Here is a 22177-nt window from a genome sequence, read left to right on the forward strand (position 1 = left end):
CGAGCGCTTTGAGAGCGGTGGAACTAAATCGGACCGACAGGAATTTTCATTTTATAAAGGCGCTTGGCAGGGATAAAAATATTTTGGCATCCTTGTTTAAAAATAGATGTGACTGTCTCTACTAATTTGACACACAATAGCCGGGAGCTTTGGGAAAAATTACAAAAGTTGGCGATCGCCTCGGCTCTACTTGACTCAATTGAGCGACTTAGATTTGAACATTGACGAATCTCCCTAAAGGAACGCTTACTTTTGCGGGGAGAATTCTCATATTTTTAACATTTTTTCGTCGAAGTAGGGAATGTTACGGGGGGTTTGGGTCAACCCTCCCTCGAACCGTTGGTATTTTTACGGCGATTGTCGGGGTCTTGGCGTAAGTCTGCGGCTTGGTTGAGTAAGGATTGGGCGAAGGCGATCGCCGCGTCGGCCCCTTCTCCTCCGGCGAGTTGGGCGAGTTCTTCCCGTCGCTGTTGGGGGGTCAAGCGGGTCGCGCGAATGGCGGTTCGCGTTTCCGTGGCGGTCGCCATGTCGGGATCGATCGCCTCTCCCGAAGGCGTCGGCGCGTCGATCAGTTGCTTGTCTACCCGAAAGTGACACTCTGCCATCGCGGCGACGATCGGTTGGTGGGTGACGAATAAAACCTGATGGTAGAGAGAGAGTTGGTGTAATTTTTGGGCGATCGCCCCGGCGACCCGTCCGGACACCCCCGCATCGATTTCGTCAAACACCAGCGTCACCGCGTCGTCCGCTTGGGAAAAACAGGCTTTGAGCGCCAGTAGAAATCGACTCAATTCGCCCCCGGAAGCGATTTCGTGCAACGGTTGCAAGGGTTCGCCGGGATTCGGCCCGATCGCGAACGCCACCCGATCGCCTCCGGTACTGTTCGGCGGCATTTCGGACAGTTGCACCTCGAACTGTACTTTTTCCATCGCCAGGGGCTTGAGTTCTTCGAGCAAGCGGGTTTCCAACGCTCTTGCGGCTCGTCGCCGCAGGGCCGTGAGGCGATCGCACGCCGCCTTCAGTTGTCCCTGACACGCCCGATAATTCTGTTCTAACTCTTCGATCGACTTCCCGCCTCCGGTCAGTTGTTCGAGTTCGGCTTCGATGCTTTGAGCGTAGGCGATCGCTTCCCCCAAACTCGGGCCGTACTTGCGGCAAATTTGCTGCAACTGCACCAAGCGCCGTTCGACTTGTTCGAGACGGTCGGGATCGGCTTCTAAATTAGCGCTGTAACTACTCATCTGCCGTCCCGCTTCGATCGTCTGCGCTAACGCATCTTGGACCATGTCGAGAATCGCTTGTAGGCTCCCATCATAACCGACGATTTCTTGTAAGATCGATTGCACTTCTCCCAACAAATCGGCGGCAGCTTGCTCCCCCGTATCATTCTGATAAAGAAATTGGTACGCTTGATAACTCTGCTGTTGCAAGTCCACCACGTGACTCAAGCGCTGCCGTTCTTGTTCGAGTCGTTCCGCCTCGTCCGCTTCGCTCAAATCAGCTTCGCTCAACTCTTTGAGTTGATATTCGAGCAAATCGATCCGTTGCAAGCGCTGTTGTTCCGACTGACGCCGCCGTTCGAGTTCTTGCAAGGCGAGGGACGTTTTCGCAAAGGCTTCCGCGACCCGTTGCCGTTGGGCGAGTAAGGCGTCGCCTCCAAAATTGTCGAGCCAGTCCCGTTGGCGCGCCGCCTGTAACAGTTGTACCGTTTGCCCTTGGGCGGTAATCTCGACGAGACGCTCGCGGACGCGCTCCATCAGTTGGCGGTTGACTAAAATCCCGTTCAGTCGCGATCGACTCCGCATCGATCCCCCCCGGGTCGCCACCAATTCTCGACTGACGACCAGTAGATTGTCGTCGAGCGGGTCGATTTCTTGTTCGCGCAACCAGGCGATCGTCGGCGGGTCTAACTCAAAGGTCGCTTCGATCGCGGCGCGATCGGCTCCCGCTCTGATCGCGCGCCCTTGTACTTTGCTCCCCAAGACCACATCGACCGCATCGAGAATAATCGATTTTCCCGCTCCCGTTTCCCCGGTCAAAACGTTGAGACCTTTGCCAAATTCGATTTGGAGTCGGTCGATCAACGCAAAATTCTCAATCTGCACGGACAGCAACATAGATCCCGCATCGTCCTCGAAACCGAACACAAGCAAGTGTATCCCGATCGCCGCCGCGATCCAGTGGAGATCGCCGCGATCGACTCTCCGATAAGCCTTTGACCGTTGGTCTCCTTCGAGCTACACGGCGCAACATTGAGATTGTTTGCTGTACGACAGTATTGGACTCGTAAATAGGTCATACTAGGGATAGAGGGTTAACCTTAGCCTTCCCAGTTAAAGTGATTTAGCTGATTGAATTTAAAGCGCACCTATAACAATTCGGTATGGAATCAGGTAGTCCGTCTGCTAGTTCGGCTGAAAAACCTCCTCATAGACTCTCTCAATTTGTCGGAACCCTTATTGCTTTGCTGACTTTACTCCTACCGATCTTCGCGATCGCCCACTATTCTCCGAGCAATCAAAATCCCTTACCCCAACGGAATTATCCGATAGGTAGGTTTCGCTATTGATTGCCCTTCGCCCTAGATCGGTTTTCGGTTTAACGATCTCGATGGCGTTCGTTCGCTGATGTCCGCGCTCGGATCGCCGCCATAACAATGCAAACTTAATTCAAAATGTCGTCGATCTTTTCGGAGGTTAACCCTTCTAGAAACAGAACGACGGCATTATTTTAATGACCGTTTCACCCGGGGGGTTAGCCGCGCGATCGTCCCCTCGAACCGACGCGCCAGGCGATCGCGATTAAAAACCCGAATTCAAAACCCGGATCGAGTGTGTAAGAGCTGGCTTTCTGGTACGATGACTCACGGATCGCCCGCGCGATCGCCAACAACATTGAAAGTTATCGGAGATCGGCGTGGGAGGGGCGATCGCCTACTCGACATCCCGAGATTTTTGTTGCCAAGGAGATAATAGTGGATTTATCGCGGATTCCAGCTCAACCCAAACCCGGTACGGTTAACGTTTTAATTGAAATCCCTGGGGGCAGTAAAAATAAGTACGAATTTGATAAAGACTTACAAGCCTTTGCCCTCGATCGCGTCTTGTATTCGTCGGTTCAATACCCTTTAGATTACGGGTTTATTCCCAACACCCTCGCCGATGACGGCGACCCCCTCGACGGTCTGGTCATCATGGACCAGCCGACCTTTCCCGGCTGCGTCATTGCCGCCCGACCGATCGGTATGTTAGAGATGATTGACGGCGGCGATCGCGATGAAAAATTGTTGTGCGTTCCCGTCACCGATCCGCGCTATACCAACATCAAATCTCTTAAAGATGTTGCCAGTCACCGTCTTGACGAAATCTCCGAGTTTTTCAAAACTTACAAAAACTTGGAAAAGAAAGAAACAGAAATTCTCGGCTGGAAGGATGTCGATAGCGTCATGCCGTTGGTAGAACAATGCATTAAAGCGGCGGCTAAATAATCGCGCGCTTGCCACCAAGCACCACCCTTTTGCCAACCCGTTTCCCCCTCACGGGCGTTAACCGGGGGGAACGGCGGGAAAGGGGGCGATGTTCCCGATGTTGCATCGATCGCACCTTACGATCGCGGTTGCAACCGTGGCGAACCAACGAGCGCTTGAGTTTGAACCTAGCTCGTACTTGCAACACCTGACAGTTGGAATGGCAACTGTCAGGCGTCCCATCGAGAGTGAAGTGAATTGCACGGCGAAGGGTATGACGAAGGGGGAGTCGGATATACTGGAGAAACGAGCAACTCAAGCAGTTAAAAAATAAAGGGGAATATCCTACTGCAACGAGACGGCTCGCGTAAAAGAAAGCGCCAAGACTTCCCGATCGAAAACCGAAACGCTAAAATCACCGTAGAAGTTCTTGGAAATTAGAGCATTGAGAACTTCATTGTCGGCCAATCTTTTAGCCAGCAAAGTTTGTCAGGACTATCGCGATCGGTCACTCTTTATTTAACGAGCATCATGCAGCGAACGCTCCTTTTGGCAAAAATTCATAATTGCACGCTTACCCGCGCCAACTTAGATTATGTCGGTAGTATTAGTATCGATCTCGCCTTGCTAGAAGCCGCAGGCATTTTACCCTACGAACAAGTGCAGGTTGTTAACGTCGCTAACGGTCAGAGATTGATGACTTACGCGATCGCCGCTCCCTCCGGTTCCGGCAATATCGAATTAAACGGTGCTGCAGCACGGCTGGGAATGGCAGGCGATCGCGTGATTATCATGAGTTACGGACAATTTACCTCGGAAGAAGCCAAAACCTACTCCCCCACCGTCGTTTTTGTAGACGAGCGCAACCGCTTGCAACAAGTCTGCCGTTATCGAGATCTTAACGTGGGAGCCGGACTCCAACTCGCTCCGGGTGAAACCCCAGTGGGATTGTAGCCAGATCGAACCCTTCGTTCACAGCCTTTTGATGGAATCAGCCAGTATGGAAACTAACCGTTCCTCTGACTTCTTCGTCCGCTTTTGGGGAGTACGCGGCAGTATTGCCACTCCCGGTAAAGAAACCGTCGAGTATGGTGGCAATACATCTTGTGTCGAGGTTCGAGTTGGGGGAAAACTCTTAATTTTCGATGGCGGGACGGGTTTGCGCGTTCTCGGGAAAACCTTACTCCCCAATATGCCGATCGAAGCGCACCTATTTTTCAGCCATTCTCATTGGGATCATATTCAAGGGTTTCCCTTTTTCGTTCCCGCATTTATTCCGGGAAATAGCTTCCATATTTACGGGGCGATCGCCCCCAACGGCGCTACCATCAAACAACGGCTGTCCGATCAGATGCTGCACCCGAATTTTCCGATTCCCTTGCGGGGAATGCGATCGGAGATGATCTTTCACGATTTGCGACCGGGCGATCGCGTCAAAATTGACGATATTTTAATCGAAACCGCCCATCTCAATCATCCTAGCGAGGCGATCGGTTATCGCGTCACCTGGCAAGGTCGCACGGCAGTTTACTGTACCGACACCGAACATTACGCCGACCGCCTCGACGAAAACGTTCTCTTCCTGGCTCGCGATGCCGACGTTTTTATCTACGACGCCACCTATACCGACGAAGAATATTATCACCCTCAATTCTCCAAAGTCGGTTGGGGTCATTCCACCTGGCAAGAAGCGGTCAAAATTTGTAAAGCCGCCGGAGTTAAAAAACTGGTAATTTTTCACCACGACCCGGCCCACGGCGACGACTTTCTCGCCGATGTCGAAGCGCAAGTCAGCGCCGCCTATCCCGATGCCTGTCTGGCCCGTGAAGGCACCAAACTGGTGTTGTAATTTTTTTAGAGCGTTTAGCGTTTAGATTTTGGATTTGAGAAGGGAAGCGAAACCGAACCATTCCCATTGAGCAACAGACTGTTTTTAACCCCCTCGAACCCTGCTGCATCAGTCGGCGATCGCGATCGCCACCGCCGACCCTCACTAACCGTACCCCCTCAACTGCGCCAACGACGGGCAAACTCTTCCAGAGTCGAACTCTGAATTTGACCTTGCAACCATTGCAACGCCGCTTTTTGTCCGTCAAACCCTTGATAGTATTCGCACACATTAATCAAACTAATCGGCGGCGAACTTTGCGCCACCTCCCGATCCGGATTTTGACTGCGCCAGCGACGGGCAAACTCCTGCAACACCCCCTCACTCAACTGTGCTTGCAACCATCGCACCGCTTGGTCTTGATAAGGCAAACCGCGATAATATTTGCAAACGTCGAGCAGACGAATTAAACTCGGTTGGCTCGTCGATTGATTGCGCCACAAACGGGCAAACTCCAGCAAAACCGCTTGAGAAATTTGTCCTTGCAACCAATCGATCGCCCGCGTTTGATGCTCGAATCCTTGATAAAAACGAAAAACGTCGAGCAGTTGAATAATCGGCGTCGGCGTCGGCGTTCTCGGCGGTGGCGGCGGCGGTGGCGGCGACCAGACCGGAGGCGGACTCGGTGGCGGCGGTGGTGGGGAAGGAGTGGCAGACGCCGCTCTCAAACTCATCAACGCCGTCCAGGTATTAATCCCCACAATCCCATCGGCGGTTAAGTTCATCGCGCGCTGAAAACTGAGCACCGCTTGGCTGAGCGCCGAACTAAAATGGCCGTCGATCGAACCCCGATAAAACCCCCGTTCGTTTAACCGTTGCTGAACGTAGCGGACGTGGGAACCGCGCGCCCCTTCTCGGGACACGTTAAACCAATTGATATCTACCCCCCCACTAATCCCGCTTACCGTTCCCGTATCGGTGTACTGCCACAGAGTCCAACCGTCCCAACCCCCGGGAACCCAAGGATTTTGGGTGCCGTAGTGAGCGATCCACAGGGGATAATCGGAAAAGCTTTTTGGATTGCCGATGCGTTCCCAAAAACTGGGATAAGTATAAATAATCGGTCGGCGTTTGGTTTCCCGTTCGACGACATCGAGCCAGTAGCCGATCCCGTCGAGAATGCGACTGGCGGAAACACCGTCGGTGGCTTCAATATCGAGGACGGGGGGCAGATCGTCCGGGCCCAAGGGGACGGTGGATAAGAATAAATCAGCTTGAGCGCCGGGGTCTTGTTTGGCGCGGTAGAAGTGATAGGCGCCGCGTGCCAAACCGACGGATTGGATCGCATTCCAGTTGCTTCGGAAGGTATCGGCGACGAATGTAGCACCTTCGGTGGCTTTGGTAAATGCAAAAGCCATACCGGATTGAGCGACACTGTACCAGTTGACGGGATCTTGCCAGTCGGAAACGTCAATGCCTCTTGCACACATAGGAGTTGCTAATTTTTTGCAAGGTTTGCCTGGGAAGAGTGGGAGTAAATTCGGCGGTTAGTTCGTCCGCGACGGTAGTTTTCTCGGGCATTTGAGCGAGTGCCAGAGATGCTTGTATGATAACAGGATGCTAACAATAGCAAACCAAAGGGCGATCGCCCGTCCAGGGTGGCAAGCGATCGCCTTTTCTGCAGTAGGTGACGATCGTGCAGGAAAATACGAATCCGATTTCAGTAAAAATGACTCTCGACGCTCAAATTTATAAAACTAAAAAATCTAAAATCTAAACGGCAAACGCTAAAATCTAACATCTCAAATCTACAATTCTATGGATGTCATTCCCGCTATCGATTTATTAGAAGGTCGCTGCGTGCGGCTTTACCAGGGAGATTACGCGCGATCGCAGACCTTTAATGAAGATCCCGTCGCCGTCGCCCGGGAGTGGGTCGAACAAGGGGCAACCCGCTTGCACCTGGTCGATCTCGACGGGGCCAAAGCCGGGGAGTCGAAGAATTTAGGGGCAATTGAGGCGATCGCCCAAACCGTTTCCGTTCCCGTGCAAGTGGGGGGCGGATTGCGCGATCGCAGCGCCGTCGCCCGCTTGTTCGACCTCGGCGTGCGCTACGCCATTCTCGGTACCGTCGCGGTGGAACAACCCGAATTAGTCGGCGAACTCTGTCGGGAATTCCGCGATCGCATCGTCGTCGGAATTGACGCCCGTAACGGTCGCGTCGCCACCCGAGGCTGGTTGGAAACTTCCGAAGTTCTCGCGCCGACCTTGGCCCAGGATATGGCCGCCTTGGGCGTTGCGGCGATTATCTATACCGATATCCATCGCGACGGCACTTTAAGCGGTCCGAATCTCGACGCTTTAAAAGAACTTGCCGAGGCGATCGAAATTCCGATTATTGCCTCCGGTGGGGTCAGTTCCGTCAGCGATTTACTCAGTTTGCTCGCCCTCGAAACCCGAGGCGTGAGCGGGGCGATCGTCGGTCGCGCGCTCTATACCGGGGATCTGTCTCTCAAAGATGCCTTGCAAGCCGTCGGTCCCGGTCGCCTTCAGGATATCCCCCCGGATTTCGGCTCGTCTGCATTCGCCTGAACGATTACCGGGCGGGGGATGGGAAATCCCATCCCTTTTTTGTGTAAACATGCAGTATTTAATTGTTTGACGATCGCGAGATTTAAGTCGTACCCTCCGTGAGAACCTCCTCAAAAGCGAAGTCTGGGGCGGCCAACACGAAAATCGTCGTCGGCAGGCCGGAGGTTTTAACTTGCAGATTTTCGTAATATTCCGTGAACTGCTCTCCGGGGGAAGCCATGCCGAGAAAGACTAAATCCGCACTTGCCGAAGATTCGTGCAAGATCTCGTTAAACGGTTTGCCGTCGGCGACGATCACTTGCGGGATGGCGCCGATCCGCAGTTGGGCGACTAAAGCCTTGAGGTTCGGTTCCGCATCGCGGGCGGCAGATGCGTTGGGAACGACCAATTTTAGGTGAACTTGGGCGTTGCGCCATTCGCCACTGGTACGAACCAAATAGGCCAAAATCAGCATTAAACCGCCGTTTGCTTGCAAACCGCCCCACCAGACATCGATCCGACGGCGACGACCGAAACCGCGCTCGACATTTTCCCGTAGGATGACCACATTGCGTTTGGCTTGGTGGATGGTGGAGATCGTCTCGCAGTAGCGATCGCGCCGGGACGGTTCCTCGCTATCCCCCAATAAAATCGTATTGGGAACGAGCGGTCCGAGACCGTAAGTTTCGATCAGCCGTCGGGCGCCCACAAACGGATCGGGCGCCGTAATCACGCGCACGAGAGCTTGTACGCCGCGACGTTCGAGATATTCGCGAATCGTCGTTTCTAATTCCGCCTGTTGGGCGGCATCGCGAGCCCCCGTGGGCAGCACGCTAGAAACGGTCACCATACCTCGGTTGTGGGTCAGGGTCATAGCCAGTTCGACCAACACCCAGCGCCGGGTGGGGGCGCCGGAGAGGACGAGCAAGTGAGGGCGCCAGTTTTTGGTATCGGGAACCGGACTGAGGTTGAATAACCCCGTGCGAACGACTTCCATCCACAAGCCGCGTCGGACATCTCCCCAAGCGCTTTCGAGTTCGCGCCGTTCCAACCAGAGATAGACGCCGAGGACGATCAAAGCGGCGATGACGGTGGCGATCGGATCGATGAGCAACATGACGCCGATACACCCGATCGCCCCCAACAAGGACAAGGCCCAGTGAACCCGGAACGCCGGACGAAATGACGGACTTTGCAAAAATCCCTCGATCGCCGCCGCCACGTTCAACACTAAATAAGTGGTTAAAAAGAACATGGTCAGCACTGGGGCGATGATATTGAGATCGCCGACGGCAACCGCCGCCACTGCAATGCCCAAGGTCACTAAGGTCGCGTAAAACGGCTCGTCGTCCGCACCTTTACCCGTTCCGAGAACCCGCAGCCACCCCGGTAAAATGCCGTCGCGGGCGAGGGCTTGCATGACCCGAGGCGCCCCGAGAATACTGCCGAGGGCGCTCGATAGGGTGGCGCCCCACACTCCCAAGGAAATCGCCGGGCCCCAAAACGCCATCTGTTTCATGATCAGGGGGTTTTCAATCAAGGTGATCGCGTCGGCGCGCGTGGCGAGTAAAATCGGCAGTCCCATATAGATGACATATCCGGTTCCGACGGCGGCGAGGGTACCGATGGGAATCGATCGCGCCGGATCCCGTAAGTCCCCGGACATGCTCACTCCCGCCATAATTCCGGTTACTGCCGGGAAAAATACGGCAAAAACCACCCAAAAATCCTCGGAATTTTCCGGTTTGGCTCCCCACATCTCGATCGTGGTGTTTTCCAGGGGATGGCCGAAGGCGAAGGAAATCAGGGATAAGACGATCGCCGCCATGATGAAGTATTGGGCGCGGATCGCCGTGCGGGCGGATTTGAGAGCCAAGAAGGCGACGGCGACAGTGGTGACTAAGGCAATGAGGCGTTGAACCGATTTGAGGTCGGATTCGGGAAAGGATTCGACGATACTTTCGGCAAAACCGATGGTGTAGAGGGCGACGGAGAGGGCTTGGGCGAAGTACAGGGGAATGCCGACGGCGCCCCCGGTTTCGATGCCCAGGGAGCGACTGATCATGTAGTAGGCGCCTCCGGTCCGGACGACGCGATCGGTAGCGATCGCCGATACGGACAGGGAGGTTAAAAAGGTGATCGAGGTCGAGAGACTGACGATAATCAGCGTGCCGATTAAGCCGACATTGCCGACGACCCAGCCAAACCTCAAATACATGATCACGCCTAAAATCGTCAGAATTGACGGAGTATAGACGCCACCAAAGGTTCCCAAGCCACTACCGCTCGTATTGGGCGGGTTGACCGGATTATTCGGTTTGGAACCGCCAAAAAAGGGAATTTTAGGCATACGTCATGCAAAAATAACGGGACAATCGATGGGAGGGGATGTAATGTGACCGTTCTTGTCAGATTACCCCAGCTCATTCCACGAAGCGCGGAGATCGCCAAGATCTAGACCGTTTTTACCGGGAAAAGTGTTCTTTCCCGGAACGATCGCCCGTTGACTCCCCTCCCGCGAACGCTCGATTTCCCGATGGTTTTAACTCGATTGCACCGCTTTGACGAGCAGTTTGACCAAGGTGGTCACTTGCTGTTTGTTTAAATTTTTTAATAAGATTTTTGCCGCCGCTTTCGGTTCGAGGTCGATAATCGCTTGATTGTCGGCGAGGGTGACCCCGGGTTTGACCGATTTTCCCGCTAAATCGAGTAAAGCCGGACTCGGACCGACCAGATCGGTTTTGTCCAAGGCGATTAAATCGGTGGCTTGTTTGATTTCTTTAATCACGATCGGGGCTAAGGTTTTGTAGTTATTTTCGCTGCGGGCGATCGCCGCGTCCGCCATCGCGATTAACTGCTGCCACCCGTCTAAATCGGAATGCATTTCGGCGAGTTGATTGCAAAAGGTTCTCAGACGCTGGCGGTTGTTGTCGTCTTCTGCTTGTCTGAATAGATCGAGCATTTGCCGCAACAGGGCGATCGCCGCCAAGGCCGCATCTTCTGGCATCTTTTTCGATGCCGCCTCACCGTCGCCCCCGCCGTCCGGGGCGCCCCCACCGACTAAGCTGTTGAGGTAATTTTGTAGTTCTTGAAAAACCGGATCCGACTTTTGGACGACTTTATCGGCTTCGTCTTCCCGCAGACCGAACGGCCCTTGCAGGCTTTCGAGTAATTCTTGTAGGGTGTCAAAGCCTTTCAGAAACAGGGATTCGAGTTTTTGATCGACGGCGACGGGTTGTTCTTTGAGAACTTTAAAACTGTCTTCGAGGCGGTGGGCTGTTTTCTGAATGCTGCTAAATCCTAACATGGCCGCTCCCCCTTTAACGGAGTGAGCGGCGCGAAACATTTCGTTGACTTGTTCCGGGTCTTGGAGGGTCGTTTTGAGGTCGAGCAACCCCCGTTCTAAGGTTTCTAGGTGTTCTTTAGCTTCTTCGATGAAATACCCTAGAATTTGTTGATTTTTATCGGCGTCCACGACAACTTTCCTCAAACTGGCGATCGGTGTCTACTTACCTCGTACCCACCCACAACCACCGACCGTCGCTCGGTGTTTCTGGGTGGAACTGCCTAACTCCGGTGGTCAAAGTTCGATCCCGTTCCCAGAATTTGGAGGTCTCGGCCAAGCCTGACGTTCACTCTCAATCTGGTCAGTGGTTAGCTGATAGAATTATTTGTAGCACAAACCCGCTCCAGCGATGACAAGAGACCGTTGTGGATTCGGTGCCGATCCGATCTGGGGCTTCGGGCGCATCGTAGACAGGAAGACTCTAATCGATGGGGGTCGGAGATCTGTGTTTGTTGTCGATCGCGATTTCGATCGCTTTTGTGACTTTTGAAGAGAAACAAGTATAGTCAAGGCGATCGCGGTATTTTGTGGAATTCGTCCCATCTCTAGATAATTAATAATTCCCGAGTGCGAACTTGTGGCTCTCCGTTCTAGCAAACGAACCTAAAGCCCGCAGTCTTATGTGAGATAGAGGGATTACCTATAGATTAAATCCAGAGATGAGTATTATTTACCGTTCTCTAACTTCGAGGCGATCGCACCCTAACACTTCCGTTTGATTTTGGCCGCGATCGATCCGAACGCTAGCCCCACAAGGTGCTTTAAAAAACAGGCGCTCGCCGGGAAAAATAATCCGTTTGAAATGCCATCGTCGATCCGAACTACTGCGAAGCACTTGAAGGCGATCGCTCGGATTGACATAATAGCAGAGAATTTCCGAGTTTTGGGGGGGTGATAGCGGTCGAGTGGGTGAGGACACGAGGAGCAAACCAAACGTTGGGGACGGTTTATTCTTGTATATAATCCGCCGCGCATTCATCTATCAAAAGACATATTTAGGTGAACTTCACCCTAAATATTGGTAACTATTGTTACATTTTGCTCCGTTGCCCTCGAAATGCGGAGGCGATCTTCCCCAAAGCCGCTAGACTGGGATTTAAAGACATGAATGTGATCTAGGATACAAATTGCCCGAGCTTTACTCCCTCGAACCCATTGATGCTCCATCCCTTTACCTGAGATTGGGACTGGCCCTGATTGTCGGTATTCTCATTGGCGGCGAACGAGAAATCAAAAATAAACCTGCCGGACTGAGAACCCACATGCTCGTCTGTTTCGGTTCCAGCTTATTCGTCTTACTGCCGATCCAACTGGGTTTAGCCGTTCAAAATCCCGAAACCCTCTCCCGAGTCATGAGTGGAATTATTTCCGGAGTCGGTTTTATTGGGGCCGGAACGATCTTGCGCGATCGCAAAGTACGCGGTTTGACCTCCGCCGCCGCCATTTGGGTATCCGCCGCCTTGGGAACGGCGATCGGCTGCGGCTTGTGGAAAATCGCCCTTACCAGCGCCCTAATCTGCTGGTTTATCCTGCGGATCGTCAAGCGACTCGAATCGGAATCGATCCTCCACTGGCCGATTAATCTTCAAATAAAGCGGGCTCGTCGTAATCCTGACGGACGGGTAAACGAACAATAAACTCGCTGCCTTCGCCGACCTCAGACGTACAAATCAATTGACCGCCGTGCTTTTCGACCACAATCTGATAGCCGATCGACAAGCCCAAACCCGTACCGCTACCGACAGGTTTGGTCGTGAAAAAAGGATCGAAAATACGAGAGCGGATTTCCGGAGGAATCCCCAACCCATTATCGGCGATCCGAATTTCCACCCAATCCGAAGTCGAGCCGTCCGGTAAGTCGTCCGTTTGCGGATCGACCCGCGAGGTTCGGATGCGAAGTTGACGCGGCGGTTGCTGGCGTTCGAGGGCGTCGATCGCGTTATTGAGCAAATTGAGAAAGACTTGATTGAGTTCGCTGGCATAACAATCGACCGGGGGCAAATCGCCGTAATCGCGCACGACTTCGACAAAAGGCGTTTCGCTCTCCTCGGTAGTGCGACCGATACCTTTCAAGCGGCTTTGCAGAATTAATAACGTACTGTCGATCCCCTCGTGAATGTCCACCGCTTTCATGTCCGCCTCGTCCAAGCGGGAGAAATTGCGTAAACCGCGCACGATTTCGCGAATGCGTTCGGCGCCGACGCGCATCGATCGCACCAATTTGGGCAAGTCTTCGCGGACGAATTCGAGGTCCACCGCTTGAATTTCTTCTTCAATTTCCGGGACGGGTTGGGGATAGTGCTGGCGGTAGAGTTCGAGTAAATAAAAAATATCTTCGATATAAGAATTGGCGTGAACGATATTGCCGTAGACGAAACTGACCGGATTGTTAATTTCGTGGGCAATTCCGGCGACCATCTGGCCCAAACCGGACATGCGTTCGGTTTGAATCAGTTGGGTTTGAGTGCGTCGCAGTTCGTTGAGGGTTTGTTCGAGTTCCCGGGCCCGTTTTTCGAGTTCGGCTTCCGATTGTTGTAACGCTTCTTGAGCTTTTTGGCGTTCGGTGATGTCGAGAATGCTGCCGATCAATTTGACGACGCGACCATTTTCGTCGAGGATCGGTTCGCCTTTGGCGGCGAGGTATTTAACCGAACCGTCAGCAGTGAGGAGGCGTTGGTCGAATTCGTAGGGTTCGCATTCGGCGATCGCGCGGTCGAGCAACTGCTGGGTCATCTCGCGATCGTCGGGATGGATTTGCTGCAAATAGTCCTCGTAAGTCGGCGTCTGCGGGCCGGGGGTGAGGTTGAAAATGCGGTAAATTTCCTCAGACCAGGCCATGGTTGCGGTTTCGAGGTCGAATTCCCAACAGCCGACGTGGGCGAGTTTTTCGGCTTCGGCGAGTAACGACGCCATCGATCGCATTTGAGCTTCGCTTTTTTGGAGGGATTCGATCAGGCGGCGATTTTCCTCCTCGGCTTGTTTGCGATCGGTGATATTTTGAGTCACGGCCATTCCGGCAAAAATTTCGCCACTCTCATTTTTGACGGGTAAGATCTGCATGGCGTAGACGCGATCGCCGTCGGCGATTTCGATTTCCGTCGGTTCGCCGTCGAGAGCTTTGCGGTACAAGGGGTGGAGGATTTCGGCGACAGAAGCGGGCCAGACGCGATCGAGGCTCGATCCGACGAAGCGATCGCCGGACCTGCCGAAATGTTCGAGTTCGGTGCCTTCGGCGAGGGTATAGTGCAGGTCGCGATCGAATAACGCGACACTCCCGTTGGGGAAATTGCGAGCGAGGGTGCGATAGAGTTCTTCACTGTGTTTGAGGGCGTCGATCGCCGCTTTGCGCTCCCCGATATCGCTTAAAAACACGGAAATTCCCGATGCCGAGGGATAAGCGCGCACCTCCCACCAGCGATCCGCAAAGCGATCGCGGGTCTCGAAGGTGACCGGGACGTGCTCGACCAAGCAAGCTTGGAGTTGGGTGGCGAAGGATTCGACGCGGTCGAGAAAGACCACGGAAATCGGCTGACCCAATAAGGTTTGGCGCGATCGCTCCAGCAGCAATTCCGCCGGGTTGTTGATGTAGGTAAAGCGCAATTGCCAATCCAAACTAAAAAAGGCTTCGTTGAGATTGTCGAGGAGGTTGACCATATCCGCGTGAGCCTTGTGCAAAGCGTCTTCGCTGGTTTTGCGTTCCGTGCGATCGCAAGTGACTTGGCAAAAACCGCACAGTTGCCCCGCCGCGTCGAATAACGGGGAAAAACTGACTTCCGCCCAAAAACGAGAGCCATCTTTGCGAAGTTGCCAGCCTCGTTCTTCCAGGCGTCCGTCAGTAGCGCAACGGTCGAGTTTCTGGTTGGCGCGATCGCGGGTAACTTCGGCGGGAGGGTAGAAACAACTGAAATGTCGCCCGAAAATTTCCTCCGGTTGGTAGCCGAGAATATTTTGGGCGCCGAGATTCCAACTGACGACCCGGCCCCGGCGATCGAGACGCACGAGGGCGTAATCTTTAATATGTTCGACCAGCAGACGGCAAGTTTCCTCGCTTTCGCGCTGAACCTCTCGCGCCGCTTGGGTTTCGCCAATATCCAAAATCGCCCCGTCGAGGTAGCAGGGGGTTTGTTGGCTGTCAAAAATTGGGCGACCGCGTTCGCGAACCCAACGGGTAGCGCCATCGACACGGATCAGGCGATATTTGACGTCAAACGAGGTTTGGGCGGCGATCGCCCCTTCGATCGCCCCCCGGACGTGCCTGCGATCCTCGGGGTGAATCAGACTGCACAGAGTGCGGGGGCGATCGCCCGTAAACGCCGATCGCGGATAGCCGGAAATCGCTTCGATGCCCTCGCTGATATACTGTACGGGCCAGCCGGATCCTGCCGCACGACGGTAAACGGCCCCCGGCAAATTGACCAGCAAACTGGCAAACAGATCCTCCGAGTCGGCGCCACAATCGCGCGAGCAAGACGGAACCGATTGCGCTTCGGGAGAGTTGCTCGAAGGTCGGGGGGAAGGTTGAGATGGAAATTGCACGATACCGTGAAGTCCTCTTTCGCTTGAAGCTTGGGTTAGGGTTAGATTGGGAGAGTGTGGGATCTTGGTAGAAAGTATTGCAATCGCAAGCGGCGATCGCAATAGCACCCTCACGGAACTTGACAGGCCACCGCTCATTTACCAGTGTGACAGGTTTTTCGTTGGCCGACCGTCGCGATCGTCGCTTTTCGACCCATACAATAGGTTTCGCTTATGCCAACCGCGATCGATTTCTTTGCCCGATCGGTTCGCAGTCGGTGCGTATAGTCGATGATTGAGAACGGGGGAATTGTCATCGTTCTTGGCGAACTCGGCGATCCCCGAACAAAATCGATTGTTTTTTACCGACGAACACATTTGGAAATGATCCAGCGTCAACCGCAGCGATTGCCATCCGGAAGTTTACCGCGCATCTCGAAACGCCGATCCTTATTGAGCTTGCTCTTGAGCCTCGTGCAACTGGCTCCCTTCGCCACTGGAGTCGGTGCCACCCCACCGCGATCGCCCGATCTCGAAGAAACGTGCGAAATTTTGATTATCGGTGGCGGATTGGCCGGATCGGGAACTGCTTACGAAGCCCTCCTCGCCGGACGAACCGTTTGCATGACCGAGATTACCGACTGGGTGGGCGGCCAAATTTCCTCTCAAGGAACCTCGGCCCTCGACGAACGCCCCACCCAACGGCAGAAACTCTTTTACCCGCGCGGGTATTTAGAATTTCGCGATCGCATTCAAGACCACTACGGCAAACTCAACCCCGGTCAGTGTTGGGTGAGCGAATCGTGCTTTCTTCCCGAAGACGGCCACAAGTTGCTCATGGAACAACTCGAAGAAGCTGCCAAACGCGGGAAAGGTCAGCTTAAATGGTATCCGAACACGGTGATTAAAGATCTCGAAATCCTCGATCGCGGCAACGGACGCCAAATTACCGCCGCCATCGGCATCCAACATCGGGCTGCGGAAGGGGCGCCGCCGCTCAACACCGAAACCCTCTCCCAAAAGCTCGAAGACGCCTACCGCTACGAAGATTCCGAGCGGTTCGACAAAACGATCGTCCGCTTCGTTCCCACCCCCGCGAGTAACGGCGGCTCCCGTAAAGCCGATTGGTACGTCATCGAAGCCACGGAAACTGGAGAAATCGTCGCCCTCGCCGACATTCCCTACCGCCTCGGAATCGACCCGCGATCGCGCTTCGAGCCTTCCTCCGCCAGCGAAACGGGCGATCCCTACTGCACTCAGGGCTTCACCTATACGTTTGCCATGCAAGCGACGGAGGAACCCCAAGAACACGAAAAACCGCCCTTTTACGATCGCTACGCCCCCTACTACAGCTACGAACTCGAACGCCTCGCCAACTTTACCCTGGTCTACACCTACCGCCGCATCTGGAGCGCCAAATATACTAAAAATCTGCCCGGAAACGTCCGCCAATATCCCATCAATCCGGGGGATATTTCCATGCAAAACTGGACCTGGGGCAACGACTACCGCCCGGGGACTTCTGTCGATAATTTAATCTACACCCGCGACCAACTCGAAGCCAACGGACAACTCGAACCCGGCGGCTGGTTGGGCGGTTTGCGCGTCGAAACCCTCGCGGCGGGAGAAGAACACGCCAAAGGGTTTTTTTATTGGCTGGTGGAAGGGACGACGGATTCCCAACTCGGCGACGGCGTGAAGGAGAAACACCCGAATCATCGCTATTTGGCGGGGTTGGACTCGCCGATGGCGACGGCTCACGGCTTGTCGAAATATCCTTACATGCGCGAAGGTCGCCGGATTATCGGTCGTCCCGGTTGGGGTCATCCCAATGGGTTTACAGTCTGGGAAATCGATATTTCTCGCGCCGACTACAGCGAGGATTTTTATCGTTTGAATTTGCTACCGGACGAATATCGTCGCTTGTGGGAATCCCTCGCCGGATTGAATGCGTTGGAAGCGATTCGGGAACAACCGGATACGGAGAATATACCGACCCGATCGCGTTCTACGATTTTCCCCGATTCCGTCGGGATTGCTCACTACGCGATCGACTTTCATCCCTGCATGACGGAGAGTCCCCCGGAAGCTCCCGGCAATACGGAACGGGAAGGGGAACGACGGGGCGCCGGAACGGCTTATCCGTTCCAAATTCCCCTGCGGTCGATGATTCCTCAAGAGATCGATAATTTGTTGGTGGCGGGGAAGAGTATCGCTACCAGTCACATTGCCGCCGCCGCCTATCGGGTTCATTCGTTTGAATGGTCTGTCGGTGTCGCTGCAGGGGTTACTGCAGATTTGTTATTGGAAAAGGATTTATTGCCTTACGAGTTGGTGGATGACTTGCCCTATAAGGAACCGGACTTGGAGGTTTTACAAGGGCGGTTGAACCGTCAGGGGAATCCGACGGCGTTCCCGAATACTTCGATTTTCAATAATTCTTGGGAGGATTGGAAATAGGCGATTGAAGGAGGCGATCGGTAAATTTACGCTGTTTTTCGGTGAAATTGCCGATCGCAACGCCGAGCGGCTTCGATTTCCTCGTATTGAGCGTTATTTTGGCATTTTATGGCTCTGTTGACGGCTCTGTTGACGGGCAACGGGCGATCTCTTTTCCGGGGTCGCCTTATTTTTTTGGCGACGGCTTTAAACTTGTCGGCGAATTTGGGTATTCTGCCCTATAGGGGGTCGGACACGCTCTCGACCTGCCGAGTCCCAGCCTCACTACGAGCCGAAGGACAGCAGGAGACGACCGGACGGCGCGATCGAAAAGCCGATCTCTCCATGCAGGTTTTTTGCGATCGTTATCTTTCATTACTCCAAAATTCAGTGTTTCTACGGTTGTCAAATTTGTCAATTCATCAAAATTCAGAAAAGTTAATTTTAAGGATTTTTTTGAAATTCAAAAAAGTTGAGTAATTCCCGAAACTCCCCCCGAAGAATTACGGAATTTAAATTTTACTTTTCCTGAAAAGATAATTCCTAAGTTAATAAGAATGAAGGCGCGATCGCCGGGGCGATCGGTCATTTTTTTGCTGAGTGTACGGTTGAAATTACCGGGCTGTCCGACGGGCGAAAGCACGAAATGGAGCGCCTGAAAAGTGCCTTAAGGTAGACTTGAACCGCGATCGCCTGCATAGAAGATACGGACGATTGCGCCGGATAGGCGATCGGGCAACTCGCCAACAAATTTCTAAAAAAAAATCTTTTGAGTGGGGAACAAACCCAAACAAGCCGTGGTCTATCAACGCAGGTCGCATTTTTAGCACCTCCTTTGGGAACCCAAACAATTTGGTTGTAGTCTCTAGCTTTAGTAAAGCCTTGAGCTTGAGGTCTGGAGAACCCCCCGCGATTGGAATCAATCGATCGAACGGAGTTCGACGATCTCGCTACCATACGACCGAGCAACAACAAGTTAACAATAACTTGTCTGGCAGGGTTCATCTATAACCTAATATTCACAGGTTGAGGATTATGAAATGATGGGTGGTTGAGATTATCGATGACCGATGAATGGGATGGAGTGAAAGTAGAAAATGGGTAAGCGCCCGAAGTGGCAACTACACGATAAAACTTTCAAATCCATTCGCTCTCAAGCCATATCGAACTAAAAACCCTACTGTTTTTGAGAATTTCTAAGTAGTAGACTATGAAACTGGTTCCGCTTAACTGAGTCCATCGAGTCCCATCCAAACCGACTGCACAACTTCCAATTGAATCCACCTGACTCAATACGCAACACCAGTTCCCTTAGAAAATAAACTTCAGTGCTAAAAGGGGGTTAACATTTTGAGAGCGTCATCGAAACAAGCAATCTGGCAATCGCCCCATCGGGTCGCCACTCAACCCAGAAATTCTAGATTTTTACATCGACTAGCTAGCCACGGAAACTAGCACGGTTATCATCCATCTCAAACAGGCGTTCGTCAACGTCATGGGGTGGTTTGTGTTCCCAACAAGTTTTCGCGATCGAAAAATAACCCAGGAGAATTGGAATGGACGAACTCGAACAACAACAACAACAAGAACAAGAACAACAACAAGAACAACCTGTTGTGGTCGAAGAAGAAGCCCCGGCGACCGAAGAACCCATCGTCGAAGGTGAAGCAACGGCAACCGCAGTAGACGAACCCGTTGCAGAAACCGAAGGAGAAGTCGTTCCCCCTCAAGAAGGCTTAACCGACGAAGAATTAGCCGTCACCACGGGTGTCGCCGATGACAGTACCGACGATAGCGTCTCTGAAGATGACGTCGTCGGTGACGATGCCGGGGATGATGTTGGTGAGGAAGGAGACGTCACCACTACCGTTGTTCCTGAAGAAGGACAAGAAGCTCCCGAAGGAGAAGTCACCGTCACTGAAAACATGGACGACATGGACGACGACATGGACGACATGGACGACATGGACGACGACATGAACGGCGAAATGGGTGACGACGCCATGAGCGGCGAAATGGGTGACGACGACATGGACGACGCCGACGGTCTCGATGGCGAAAGCCAAGAGTTTCTCTCTAAATGCTTTAATGAAGAACTGTATCTCCAGTACAACGAAGACGTTCGCGTCGCCATTGAAGCCGGACAGTTCTCCAGTGGTTTTGAACACGCCGTCAAATTTGGCTACAAAGAGCAACGCACCGTTTTAGTTGGCTTTGAAGCGAGCTACTACGAAGAACAAAATATTGACGTTGCCCAAGCTGTCAACCGTGGCGAGTTCGTCAGTTCCTTCGCTCACTTCCTGAAACACGGTCGCAAAGAACGTCGTGGATTCAGCCGCTTCTTCAAAGAAGACGAATATCTCGCCAGCAACACTGACGTTCAAGAAGCTGTTGCTAGCGGTCAGTTTGAAAGCGGTGCCGCTCACTTCTTCCAATTCGGGATTTTTGAAGCTCGCGTTTTCAGCAGCGAATTTAGCGCGATCTCCTACATCAACAACAATAGCGACATTGCCGAAGCCCTTCAACAAGGCTCGATCTTCAGTGCCTTCCTCCACTTCCTGCAATTTGGATTAGAAGAAGGTCGCTTGGCCAGTGCCGACCCCGACAGCGATGAGGATGAAGATGATTCCGACAACATCGCCGGGGAAGATTCCGATGACGGCGCCGTTGGTGGTGAAGGTGGCGACAACATCGATGACGGTGCTGACGCCGATGGTGCTGACGCCAATGATGACGGTGACGACGCCGATGGTGCTGACGCCGATGATGACGGCGACGATGCCGACGGTGGGGATATTGAAGACAGCGCCAATCCCGACGATCTGCCCGACGTTCCCAATCCTCCGGACATCGAAATCCCCGAACCCCCAGAACCCGAAGAACCTGACGTCGATGTTGACAGTGCCTTAGAAGAAAGCGGACTGTTTAACGAAGAATTCTTCAGCTCTCAGTTGAGTCAAGAGATCCTCGCCCGGATTGGCGAAGGTGCCGAGTTCAGCAGCGTTCGCGAATTCTTCCTGAAAGAAGGAATCTCTCAAGGCTTAGTCCCGACTCCTTTCTTCAACGTCGAATTCTTCCTCGATAGCAATCCGGAAGTTGAAGATGCCATTGCCAGTGGCAAGTTCTCCAGTGCCTTTGAAGCTTTCTTAGCCTTCACTCAAAGCGGATCTCAAGGATCGGATGACGATGAAGGTGATGATGACGGCGGCGAAGTTGGCAGCCCGATTCCTTTCTTCAATGTCGAGCAATACTTAGCGAAGCTCGAAGCCTTCATCAGCGAAAACGCCGAACAAGTTGCGGAAAATCCCGAACTTGAACTCGAAATTCCCGAAGGTGCGACTGCTTCGCAAAAATTCCAACTGGTTTACAAGCACTTCATCTCGGTGGGTGTTAAACAAGGTATCTCCGCCAGTGAAGAATTCAACGAAGAACTCTACCTGAAGCTGAATCCGGAAGTCGAACAACTGATTGCCAGTGGCGAGTTCTCTACTGTCCTCGAACACTACTTCTTAGTCGGTCAGTTTGAAGGTTTGATTGCCTCCAAGCCGGATGATGATATTGAAGAAGAAGAGTACAAAGTCGAAATTGACGATCTCGAAATCGACTTTGAATCGGCTCTGTTCGGTTCGGCTGAAGGAGAAACCTTAGTCGGTAGCGAAGTCATCTTCGGTAACGGCGGCGATGACTTGCTTGAAGGAAGCAAAGACAAAGATATTCTGGTCGGCGGTTCCGGAGATGACACCTTAATCGGTGGCGACAATGATGACATCCTCATCGGTGACGGTGCCGACTATGACGACACCATGATTGGTGGCGAAGGTGACGACGATTCCGATGACGGTGCTGAAGGCGATGACACCACCACGGGTGCTGAAGGCGACGACACCACCACGGGTGCCGAAGGTGACGACACCACCACGGGTGCCGAAGGCGACGACACCACCACGGGTGCCGAAGGCGACGACACCACCACGGGTGCCGAAGGCGACGACACCACCACGGGTGCCGAAGG

General features: G+C 53.2%; 14 protein-coding genes. 8 read left to right on the top strand and 6 right to left on the bottom strand.

Features of this window, described 5'->3' with window-relative positions; all coding sequences use genetic code 11:
• Window positions 1–320: 320 nt before the first annotated feature.
• The gene (gene recN, locus JJD41_RS16165; RefSeq protein WP_200669235.1) at window positions 321–2117 is read right to left on the bottom strand and encodes a DNA repair protein RecN; all 1797 of its coding nucleotides are present in this window, start codon (window positions 2115–2117) and stop codon (window positions 321–323) included.
• A gap of 266 nt (window positions 2118–2383) precedes the next feature.
• Here recN and JJD41_RS25925 point away from each other — a divergent pair, with 266 nt between their 5' ends.
• The 4 genes from JJD41_RS25925 (at window position 2384) to JJD41_RS16190 (ending at window position 5315) form a co-directional block, all read left to right on the top strand.
• Window positions 2384–2569, top strand: a complete 186-nt coding sequence (locus JJD41_RS25925) for a TLTLP motif-containing protein (RefSeq protein WP_168571011.1) — start codon at window positions 2384–2386, stop codon at window positions 2567–2569.
• Between the two features lie 405 nt (window positions 2570–2974).
• On the top strand, window positions 2975–3487 hold the full coding sequence (locus JJD41_RS16175; protein ID WP_200668287.1) for an inorganic diphosphatase: 513 nt from the start codon (window positions 2975–2977) through the stop codon (window positions 3485–3487).
• Between the two features lie 510 nt (window positions 3488–3997).
• Window positions 3998–4420: an aspartate 1-decarboxylase gene (gene panD / locus JJD41_RS16185; RefSeq protein WP_200668297.1), complete on the top strand. Its 423-nt coding sequence runs from the start codon at window positions 3998–4000 to the stop codon at window positions 4418–4420.
• Between the two features lie 46 nt (window positions 4421–4466).
• Window positions 4467–5315, top strand: a complete 849-nt coding sequence (locus JJD41_RS16190; RefSeq protein ID WP_200668299.1) for an MBL fold metallo-hydrolase — start codon at window positions 4467–4469, stop codon at window positions 5313–5315.
• Between the two features lie 158 nt (window positions 5316–5473).
• On the opposite strand, the gene JJD41_RS16195 is transcribed toward JJD41_RS16190, so the two are convergent.
• A complete protein-coding gene (locus tag JJD41_RS16195; RefSeq protein ID WP_200668317.1) occupies window positions 5474–6784 on the bottom strand; it encodes a GH25 family lysozyme in 1311 nt (436 codons plus the stop codon).
• 328 nt (window positions 6785–7112) lie between these two features.
• Between JJD41_RS16195 and hisA the strand changes: the two genes are divergently transcribed.
• Window positions 7113–7886 carry a 1-(5-phosphoribosyl)-5-[(5-phosphoribosylamino)methylideneamino]imidazole-4-carboxamide isomerase gene (gene hisA / locus JJD41_RS16200; RefSeq protein WP_200668333.1) on the top strand — a complete coding sequence of 258 codons (774 nt, stop codon included), beginning with the start codon at window positions 7113–7115 and terminating at the stop codon, window positions 7884–7886.
• 82 nt (window positions 7887–7968) lie between these two features.
• Here hisA and JJD41_RS16205 read toward each other — a convergent pair whose 3' ends face one another.
• The 3 genes from JJD41_RS16205 to JJD41_RS16215 form a co-directional block, all read right to left on the bottom strand.
• Complete coding sequence (locus JJD41_RS16205; RefSeq protein WP_200668336.1) at window positions 7969–10215, bottom strand: APC family permease; 2247 nt, start codon at window positions 10213–10215, stop codon at window positions 7969–7971.
• A gap of 192 nt (window positions 10216–10407) precedes the next feature.
• Window positions 10408–11340, bottom strand: coding sequence for an Hpt domain-containing protein (locus JJD41_RS16210; RefSeq protein WP_200668346.1), 933 nt, complete (start codon window positions 11338–11340; stop codon window positions 10408–10410).
• 541 nt (window positions 11341–11881) lie between these two features.
• Entirely contained in the window at window positions 11882–12130 is a 249-nt protein-coding gene (locus JJD41_RS16215) for a DUF1830 domain-containing protein (protein ID WP_200668349.1), read from the bottom strand.
• Between the two features lie 208 nt (window positions 12131–12338).
• Between JJD41_RS16215 and JJD41_RS16220 the strand changes: the two genes are divergently transcribed.
• Window positions 12339–12848 carry an MgtC/SapB family protein gene (locus JJD41_RS16220; protein WP_168571021.1) on the top strand — a complete coding sequence of 170 codons (510 nt, stop codon included), beginning with the start codon at window positions 12339–12341 and terminating at the stop codon, window positions 12846–12848.
• Here JJD41_RS16220 and JJD41_RS16225 read toward each other — a convergent pair.
• On the bottom strand, window positions 12790–15747 hold the full coding sequence (locus JJD41_RS16225) for a PAS domain S-box protein (protein ID WP_200668351.1): 2958 nt from the start codon (window positions 15745–15747) through the stop codon (window positions 12790–12792). The genes JJD41_RS16220 and JJD41_RS16225 overlap by 59 nt on opposite strands.
• 363 nt (window positions 15748–16110) lie before the next feature.
• Here JJD41_RS16225 and JJD41_RS16230 point away from each other — a divergent pair, with 363 nt between their 5' ends.
• Window positions 16111–18186 (top strand): FAD-dependent oxidoreductase, encoded by a 2076-nt coding sequence (locus JJD41_RS16230; protein WP_200669236.1) that lies wholly within the window; start codon window positions 16111–16113, stop codon window positions 18184–18186.
• A gap of 1535 nt (window positions 18187–19721) precedes the next feature.
• The coding region (locus JJD41_RS16235; RefSeq protein ID WP_200668353.1) for a calcium-binding protein at window positions 19722–22177 on the top strand (2456 nt) is incomplete at its 3' end.

Source organism: Oxynema mangrovii CENA135 (assembly GCF_016632315.1).
In the GTDB taxonomy this organism is placed as follows: domain Bacteria; phylum Cyanobacteriota; class Cyanobacteriia; order Cyanobacteriales; family Laspinemataceae; genus Oxynema; species Oxynema aestuarii.

Excerpts from the sequence above, each read along its gene's own strand:
- JJD41_RS16205 (WP_200668336.1), bottom strand. The coding sequence starts at position 10,215 with ATGCCTAAAATTCCCTTTTTTGGCGGTTCCAAACCGAATAATCCGGTC.
- JJD41_RS25925 (WP_168571011.1), top strand. The coding sequence starts at position 2,384 with ATGGAATCAGGTAGTCCGTCTGCTAGTTCGGCTGAAAAACCTCCTCAT.
- JJD41_RS16195 (WP_200668317.1), bottom strand. The coding sequence starts at position 6,784 with ATGTGTGCAAGAGGCATTGACGTTTCCGACTGGCAAGATCCCGTCAAC.
- panD (WP_200668297.1), top strand. The coding sequence starts at position 3,998 with ATGCAGCGAACGCTCCTTTTGGCAAAAATTCATAATTGCACGCTTACC.
- recN (WP_200669235.1), bottom strand. The coding sequence starts at position 2,117 with ATGTTGCTGTCCGTGCAGATTGAGAATTTTGCGTTGATCGACCGACTC.
- hisA (WP_200668333.1), top strand. The coding sequence starts at position 7,113 with ATGGATGTCATTCCCGCTATCGATTTATTAGAAGGTCGCTGCGTGCGG.
- JJD41_RS16190 (WP_200668299.1), top strand. The coding sequence starts at position 4,467 with ATGGAAACTAACCGTTCCTCTGACTTCTTCGTCCGCTTTTGGGGAGTA.
- JJD41_RS16230 (WP_200669236.1), top strand. The coding sequence starts at position 16,111 with ATGATCCAGCGTCAACCGCAGCGATTGCCATCCGGAAGTTTACCGCGC.